This window comes from Paenibacillus sp. MDMC362 (assembly GCF_003269305.1).
Taxonomy (GTDB): Bacteria; Bacillota; Bacilli; order Paenibacillales; family Paenibacillaceae; genus Paenibacillus_AQ.
This window is the reverse complement of sequence record NZ_QLYT01000036.1, coordinates 107,506-114,315: the sequence shown is the minus strand read 5'-3', so window position 1 is coordinate 114,315 and position 6,810 is coordinate 107,506. Positions and strand designations below refer to the sequence as shown.

The following is a 6,810-nucleotide window of genomic DNA, read 5'->3' as shown; positions in this document are numbered from 1 at the left end:
GATGCGGCAGCGAGGCCCGAAGCCGCACGGCATGCGCCGCGTGCGGCTCGGCGGCTTGCGCCTATTGCGAGGCCTGCCTCGCGATGGGGCGCAGCCGCGCCTGTTCCCTGCTGCTGCATGGCGCAGCAGGATCGGCCGTGCGGGGCACGGCCGGGGGTTCCCCCACCGCGGCCTTAGGCCGGTGGGGGCTAAGCGCAGCGCAGAGCGCCGCCGCTGGCGCTGCGCTGCGGTTCTTGGCGGAGCCGCCCGCAGGGGGCTCCGCGGGGCCCGCCCGGTTTCTCATCTGGGCGGTGACCGGTGCCGGAAAGACTGAGATGATCTTTCCGCTGCTGCAGTCGATTCTGGATGCGGGTGGACGCGTGCTGGTTGCCGCGCCAAGACGGGATGTGGTGCTCGAACTGGCACCACGTTTATCCAAGGCTTTTCCCGCGGAGACGGTGGTCACGTTATATGGTGGGAGTCCGGACCGCTGGAAGCGGGGGAGCATCACGCTGGCAACGACGCATCAACTGCTGCGTTTCAAGAGAGCTTTTGACCTGGTGGTGATCGACGAGATTGATGCCTTCCCTTATCATAATGATCCGATGCTGGATTACGCGGCCAAAGGCGCTTGCAAAATAGGAGGGAAGTATATCTACCTATCAGCCACTCCGCCAACACCGTTACAGCGTGAGGCGGCTGCAGGGAGATTGCCACATGCCAAAGTCCCCGCACGCTTCCACGGTCATCCGTTACCCGTTCCACAAAAGCTGAAAATCTTGACGGTGAACCGCTGTCTACAAGAAAAAAAGCTTCCCCCACTCCTGGTTCGCAGTCTGAGTGCATCTCTTTCCCGTGGTGCTCAAGTGTTCCTGTTCGTTTCCCGGATCAAGCATATTGCTCCGATTCTGGAGCTGCTTCGCAAGGCGATCGCCAACATGCCGATTGAAGGGACTTCATCCATTGATTCGGAACGGACAAGCAAAGTGATGGCCTTTCGTAACCGTGAGATTCGCTTGCTTGTGACAACGACCATTCTTGAACGCGGGGTAACGGTTCCTAAGAGTGACGTGTTTATTATGGATGCGGACAGTGAGCTTTTTGACGAAGCTGCATTGATTCAAATGGCCGGCCGCGCGGGCCGATCGAAGGATGACCCGGCGGGACGGGTGGTTTTTGCTGCGCCCCAATGGACTCGGAGTCAAAGCTCGGCAGTCCGGCAAATCAAAGCGATGAACAGAATTGCCCGTAAGGGAGGGTATTTACGATCTGTTCAGGAATTGTCGAATAGTAGGGGATTCCCGGAATAGTGATGACAATATATTCGCGTTGTTGTTTTGTAGTCTTTTTACCCGTTGAGTTGATGTCTCATTATTCTCTATTCCAACTCTTTGAGAAAGGAAGGAACATATTGATTTCAAACGCCTTTAGCCATCTGATCGGGCATATGCATCGTTTGCTCAAACCAATTGACGAAATCTGTCTAGCTTGTGGAAAAACAGGTTCATTCACCCGGGAACTTCCGGGCATATGCCGTGCCTGTTATCGGAATATCCCCTGGATTATGAAACCTAAATGTTGGCGTTGCGGGCGGGGAATCGGCTGCCCCGACTGTACTCGTTTAGGGATGAACGATCGAAGCTTTGTTTTGAACCGAAGTGCGGTAACCTACGATACGCAGATGAGAGAGTGGTTGGCGCAGTACAAATATAGAGGGAATGAACGTTATGCTCCTCTTTTGATAGAGATGATGCTGCGGGCATACGCAATGCTCCATCGGGAAGCAAACATCCATTTGGGCAATAAGGGGTCACGGAAATCTAGTAACATGCCATGGAATGTACATGCCGTCACTTCGGTTCCGGTCAGTGAGGAAAGGCTTCAGGAGAGGGGCTTCAATCAAGCGGAGGTACTCGCACAGGGGCTTGCGCTTCGAATTAAAGTGCCTTATGTACGGATGTTGGAACGTAGACGTCATACGGATAAACAGAGCTTCAAAAACCGGATGGATCGGTTGAAGGCTATGGAGGGTGTTTTCGGTGCATTTCAAAATGGACCCGATATGCTTTTGTCTATAAGTAGCCAGGCCGCAGAGCATACTCATTCTGAAGAGGGAGCATCCCTGTTCAAAGGACCATTTCGTATACTTTTGATTGATGATATCTATACAACGGGAAGTACGATTAATGCTTGTGCGCAGGTTTTGCGGAGATGCGAATCCCTTATGAAAATGCCCGTCGAGATTTATAGTTTAACCTGGGCTCGTTCGTAAATGATTAAAATAGGAAAAATGTGTGGATTCTGTTACCTGATGATAGACGTATGGCCTAAGATCATGTAATCTAGGGGTATCAAAGGTTCTATGTGGCATGGAGGTTGTTGAGCATGAATCTGGGGAATTGCCCTCGGTGCGGCAAGTTATATACGGTGAATATTCGGGAATTATGTCCTGAATGCATGAAGGTTATTGAGAAAGAATATGAGAAATGCGCAACCTTCCTTCGTGAGCAAAAAGGTGCAACGATTCACGAGGTATCTGAAGCTACGGAAGTATCTGTGCGGCAAATTACGAAGTTCATCAAGGAAGGCCGGATCTCGATTGCGAACGCGCCAAACCTGGCGTATCCTTGCGAAGTATGCGGAACGTTGATTCGCGAGAGCAATATGTGCGAGTCCTGCCGGACGCGATTAACGAGGGAGCTAAGACAGGCGGCTGCTGGCGACCAGGAACACCAGCCAGGGTCCCGCAAAGACAGAGAGACTTACAGTGCAGTCGATAAACTGCGCAAATACTAACTTTTGAACTATTAACAATGTTTCATATCCGGCCGATAAACTTAGTAAAGCTTATCGGTCTTTTATTTTAAGTGAGGTGAATAGGGCGTGAAGATTAACGAATCGGGACGTGTGAACGGCATCAATTCGTATCAACGGAATATTGAATCTCGGGAGATGCAGCATATCGATAAGAAGAAACGCCGCAAGGATGAAGTATCAATCTCCCCGGAGGCGATGGAACTGAGTGCACAGAGTAAAGTACAGGATCCGGAACGCGCGGAGAAAATTCAGCGTCTGAAGGAAGCTGTAACCAACGGCACATATGAAGTGCCGGTTGATCGTCTGGCAGACAAAATGCTCCCGTATTTTCAATCCTACAATAAATCAGGTGAGTCCAAGTGAGTGCTAGGTCCATAATCGATTATATGAAGCGTCAGGATGAGCTGCATCAGCAGCTCATAGAGGCAGGGAAAGATAAAAGGCAAGCCATTCTGGATAATAATGTGGAACGTCTTACAGCGGTCATGACCAAGGAGAACCGCCTGCTGAAGCAGGTGGCGGAAACGGAAGCGCTGCGTCAAGGTGCCGCAGATGATTTTTTACGTGAGAAGGGCATCCGCTCCCAGCTTCAGCTGACGGTTACTGAAATGACTCGTCTCGTATTTAACCCGGAGGAAAAAACTGAGCTGCAGGATGTGCAGCAGCAATTAATGGACAGGCTCATGGAACTCAAAGAGCTGAATGCGATTAACCGAGAGCTCATTGAGCAATCCCTAGCGTTCATTGATTACAGTTTGAATTTGTTAGTTAGTCGTCCGGAGGATGATTTGCTCTATCAGCATCCGAAGCATCAGAATCCTGCCGGCAAGGGCCGGAGCATGTTTGATACCAGGGCATAAGCAGAAAGGAAAATGTAGATGAGATCCACATTTCATTTGCTCGAAATCGGAAAGAGGGGCTTGATTGCCCAGCAAGCTGCAATTAACACAGCTGGTCATAACGTTACGAACGCCAATACCCCGGGATACTCCCGTCAGACTACTCGCCTGGTTGCAGCTAACCCGATTGCATTCCCGGGAATGCAGCGATCCCAAGCCGCAGGTCAGCTTGGAATGGGCGTAGAAGCGGAGAGCATCCAGCGGGTTCGGGACTTTTTATTGGATATCGAATACCGTAATCAGAACACGAATTTGTCGACATGGAGCGTTCAGCAAGAGACGCTTTCGAATATTGAGGGGATTTTTAACGAGCCTTCGGACAGCAGCTTGAGCGCGAGCATTGCCGAGTTCTGGACGGCTTGGCAGACGCTGAGCAAGAATCCTAGTGACACCGACTTGTCCGCTCGTATGGCGGTTCAGCAGAAAGCGATCGCTTTGACGGAGACGTTTAACCATATTTACTCTCAATTGGATACCCTCAGCAATAACTTGACTTCCCGCATCGACACCAAGGTAGCGGAAGCTAACAACTATATCGAGCAAGTGACGGAATTGACGCAGAGTATTAAACGGATCGAGGGTCTTGGCGATAATGCGAACGACCTGCGTGATAAGCGGGATTTGCTCGTTGATCAGTTATCATTGCTAGGGAACGTGAATGTAACGGAGACCGGTGACGTATATCAAGTGACGTTTGGCAACCAGGTCGTGGTTGATGATATGGCGTTCACACCGATTACGAACGCAATTGCGGGCGCATTGACCGGCGGGGAGATTGCCGGTTATGTGACCTCCCGAGATGTGCATGTTCAAGGATATATCACCCAGCTGAACATTATGGCGAACACACTGGCTACAGGCAAAGTGGAAGTGACCCTGCCGGCTGGAACGATCTTACCTCCAGGCGTGAATATCCCGAATGCCGTGATGGATGCGAATAATCCTCGGAAGCTTGCTGAGGATGTGAAACATACGGTTGATGGCCTAAACGGATTACATAAGCTGGGTTATACCCTTAATGAGCCGGCCACAACCGGCGGCGACTTCTTTGTATCTGCTAACGGCGGGCCAATTACCGCTGGGAATATGAGATTAAGCCAGACGATCCAATCCGATCTGAAGAACATCGGCGCTTCCTTGCGGACCGAAATGAAGACGGATCCGAATGGTACAACCTCCGAGGTCGTTTTGAAAGGTAACGGCGGCATGGCGCTTCTGATCGCTGGGTTGTCTGAACGTACGTTTAGTTTTAATCCGAACAATAGCAACGGTGCGGTAAGCGATATTACGAATTTTGAAGGATATCTGCAGTCCGTTATCTCCAAATTGGGTACGGACAGCAGCAATGCCATCAAGATGGTGGAGAACGGCACCTTGCTGGTTGAGCATGCAGATACACTTCGTCTATCGATTAGCAGTGTGTCGCTTGATGAGGAGATGTCGGATCTGATCCGCTTCCAGCATGCCTATAGCGCATCCTCACGTGTGGTTACTACCATTGATGAGATGCTGGACAAATTAATCAACGGTACCGGCGTCGTCGGCAGATAGGAGGAATGAATCATGCGCATAACCCAATCCATGATGACCAGCTCCATGATGAGCGGCCTGCAAGGCAATTACCGCAGACTGGATAAATATCAGGAGCAAATGATGACCCAGCGACGGATTAATCGTCCTTCCGACGATCCGGTGGGTGTAGCAAGTGCGCTCCAATACCGTGGTCAGATCACGGCTACAACGCAGTTTGAGCAAAATGCGGATGATGCGGATGCATGGCTAAAGTATGGGGATACGGTAATGACCGAAGTCACACAGATTATCCAAAAGCTTTCGGAGCTGGCGGTGCAGGGCGGAACGGATACGGTACCAAAGGATGCTAGGGAAAACATTGCCGCTGAGGTGGATCAGTTATTCCAGCAGTTGGTTTCTCTCGGCAATTCGCAATTCAAAGGGAAGTATATTTTCAATGGTGAGAGAACCGATGAAAAGCCATTCCCTGAGGATCCAACCCAAACCTCATATGCTTTGGATGATGGCGAAGTAAGGTATCAAGTTGGTGCTGGGATCACGGTGTCTGTAAACACTTTGGGTGAGCAAGTGTTTGGAGCATATGGAGACACTTCGGGAATATTTGCTGTGGTAGATAATCTAAAGAAGGCGCTGCTTGCTGATGATACAGCAGGTATTCAAAGTGCCATACCTTTTTTGCAGAAAAATTTGGAGACGACAATTACCGCCCAAGCGGAAATGGGCGGTAAACAAAATCGCCTGGAATTTACGCTTAGCAGACTTGGCGATTTAAATGTAAATTACATGGATTTACAATCCAAAGTAGAAGACGCAGATATTTCAAAAGTTATTATTGATCTCAAAACTTCTGAGAGTATATACCAAGCTTCCTTGGATACCATGGCTCGAATTATTCGACCTAGTTTAATGGATTTCCTAAGATAAAGGAGGATATGGATGAATATCCCCCGGATACAACTTCAACAAGGATACTCACAGATTGGCCTTCAAACGACGAAGGGGCAACAGAGTATTGAGCAGCCTAGACCGTCCTTAAATATGAACCGACAGTCGAGTGTTTTAGAGATGGAGCGCACCATGCCAAGTTTGATGATTGATTCGCGCAAGGCATGGTCTGCACTGGGAAAGCCACGAATCGAAGAACTGACGGACCGTTTAGCCCAGTCTTCGCTACAAATATCAATGCAAAACATTGCAGAGATTGCCCGCAACGGGGATCGGATGATGGCTATTCAACAAGGCGGGAGCGTGTTTGCCGAGATTGCTAGGGAAAATGTGTTTAAGGACCGGCCAAGAGTTGAAGTAATGGGTGAACCGGGATATGACAATGTGGAGATTACCTTCATCCCCGGACAGGTCAATACTACTTATATTCCAGGTGGGGTTACTTTTAATCCTGAAACTTACAAACCTGTAATTGATTACCAGCCTGGTAAGGTCAGTACTTATTTAACACAAAAAAATTATATAAATATATCTGTAATAGGGAATCAACTGGATACAGTTGTCTAACTACAGGTTTACAATAGCTATAATGGACAAGTGTCATTATAGCTATTGTTGTTAGAATGGGAGGAATACA

The 6,810-nt window shown here is 49.4% G+C and carries 8 protein-coding genes; all 8 read left to right on the top strand.

The annotated features are described in order from the left end of the window. The coding region (locus DP091_RS18840; protein ID WP_113059741.1) for a helicase-related protein at positions 1-1,289 on the top strand (1,289 nt) is incomplete at its 5' end. 101 nt (positions 1,290-1,390) lie between these two features. Beyond that, a complete protein-coding gene (locus DP091_RS18835; protein ID WP_113059737.1) occupies positions 1,391-2,251 on the top strand; it encodes a ComFC family protein in 861 nt (286 codons plus the stop codon). Between the two features lie 113 nt (positions 2,252-2,364). Beyond that, positions 2,365-2,775 carry a TIGR03826 family flagellar region protein gene (locus DP091_RS18830; RefSeq protein ID WP_113059736.1) on the top strand — a complete coding sequence of 137 codons (411 nt, stop codon included), beginning with the start codon at positions 2,365-2,367 and terminating at the stop codon, positions 2,773-2,775. Positions 2,776-2,862: 87 nt separating this feature from the next. After that, positions 2,863-3,159, top strand: coding sequence for a flagellar biosynthesis anti-sigma factor FlgM (flgM, locus tag DP091_RS18825; RefSeq protein WP_113059735.1), 297 nt, complete (start codon positions 2,863-2,865; stop codon positions 3,157-3,159). Then, entirely contained in the window at positions 3,156-3,656 is a 501-nt protein-coding gene (locus DP091_RS18820) for a flagellar protein FlgN (RefSeq protein ID WP_113059734.1), read from the top strand. The genes flgM and DP091_RS18820 overlap by 4 nt, the downstream gene beginning before the upstream one ends. Positions 3,657-3,674: 18 nt before the next feature. Beyond that, complete coding sequence (gene flgK, locus DP091_RS18815; protein ID WP_113059733.1) at positions 3,675-5,246, top strand: flagellar hook-associated protein FlgK; 1,572 nt, start codon at positions 3,675-3,677, stop codon at positions 5,244-5,246. A 12-nt stretch (positions 5,247-5,258) separates the two neighbouring features. Then, a complete protein-coding gene (gene flgL, locus DP091_RS18810) occupies positions 5,259-6,152 on the top strand; it encodes a flagellar hook-associated protein FlgL (RefSeq protein ID WP_113059732.1) in 894 nt (297 codons plus the stop codon). Positions 6,153-6,164: 12 nt separating this feature from the next. After that, positions 6,165-6,740, top strand: a complete 576-nt coding sequence (locus DP091_RS18805) for a DUF6470 family protein (RefSeq protein ID WP_113059731.1) — start codon at positions 6,165-6,167, stop codon at positions 6,738-6,740. Positions 6,741-6,810 lie beyond the last annotated feature (70 nt).

Excerpts from the sequence above, each read along its gene's own strand:
- DP091_RS18830 (WP_113059736.1), top strand. The coding sequence starts at position 2,365 with ATGAATCTGGGGAATTGCCCTCGGTGCGGCAAGTTATATACGGTGAAT.
- DP091_RS18805 (WP_113059731.1), top strand. The coding sequence starts at position 6,165 with ATGAATATCCCCCGGATACAACTTCAACAAGGATACTCACAGATTGGC.
- flgK (WP_113059733.1), top strand. The coding sequence starts at position 3,675 with ATGAGATCCACATTTCATTTGCTCGAAATCGGAAAGAGGGGCTTGATT.
- flgL (WP_113059732.1), top strand. The coding sequence starts at position 5,259 with ATGCGCATAACCCAATCCATGATGACCAGCTCCATGATGAGCGGCCTG.